Origin of the sequence: Sinorhizobium terangae, assembly GCF_009601505.1 — a bacterium.
Taxonomy (GTDB): domain Bacteria; phylum Pseudomonadota; class Alphaproteobacteria; order Rhizobiales; family Rhizobiaceae; genus Sinorhizobium; species Sinorhizobium terangae.
The window spans coordinates 1-1,061 of sequence record NZ_WITC01000041.1 but is presented as its reverse complement, the minus strand read 5'-3'; the positions used below and the strand labels follow the sequence as shown (position 1 = coordinate 1,061).

General features: G+C 63.1%; 1 protein-coding gene. It reads right to left on the bottom strand.

The features are described from left to right. The coding region (locus tag GHK62_RS11715; protein WP_153439247.1) for an AMP-binding protein at positions 1-1,061 on the bottom strand (1,061 nt) is incomplete at both ends.

Below are 1,061 nucleotides of genomic sequence, written 5' to 3'. Positions count from 1 at the left end.
TGAACCGCTCCGCCGTCAGCTCGGGACGGTTGAGGTAGCCGCGCGCAACCCCTGCCCCGCCGATGTAAAGCTCGCCGACCGCCCCGAACGGCACGGGCTGACCATGGCCGTCCAGCAGATACACCCGCGTGTTCGCAATCGGACGGCCGAGGGGAGGCAATTGGGGCCAGCATGATGGGTCAGCTGCAAGAAGGTGCTCGGCAATGACGTTGATTTCTGTGGACCCGTATTGATTGATCAATCTCGCGTTTGGATGTGCCTCGAAGAACGCCCGAAGCAGTGGAGTGGCCTGCAATTGCTCACCCGCTGTATAGATCTCACTTAAAAAGGGCAGCAGCGCTTTTTGCGTGCCCCAGACCTCCGCAAAACGGTTCAATGCTACGAAGGGGAGGAAAAGCCGCTCAATCGCCTCCCCTCTCGCGAATTCGAGCAGGTCGGAGAAGTCCCTACGGGCCTCTTCCCGCACAAGCACGAGCTGTCCACCGTCCTTCCAACAAATGAACAATTCCTGGGAGGACACATCGAAGTTCAGGCTCGCGAATTGAAGTGTGCGTCGTTCTCGAGCACCAGCCCCCGGTGAGAACGACAGGGAATTCACAAGCGCGCCGTGGGACATTTCGACGCCCTTTGGAGTTCCGGTTGATCCGGAGGTATAGATCACATAGGCGAGATGGCGCGAGGTCAGGCCAAGCGCACGCGGCTCGGGGTCGCAGGCGGGCAGTTCGGCCCAGGCCGGTGTGGCTGTCTCCAGATCGACCACCGTCAGATCGACAAGCGCCTCCAGGCCCAGTGCGGCGCGGCCAGCCGCATCGCAAAGCATGAGCCGCGGGGCGGCATCGTCGAGCACCTGCCGCAGCCGCTGAGACGGATAGGCCGGGTCGAGCGGCACATAGGCACCGCCGGCCTTGAGGATCGCCAAAACCCCCACCACCATCGCCGGGCTGCGCTCCAGGCAGATCGCCACCGGCTGGTCCGGCCTGACGCCGAGCCCGATCAGATGATGGGCCAGCCTATTGGCGCGCGCATTGAGCTCGCCATAGCTCAGACGCTCGTCCTCGTGG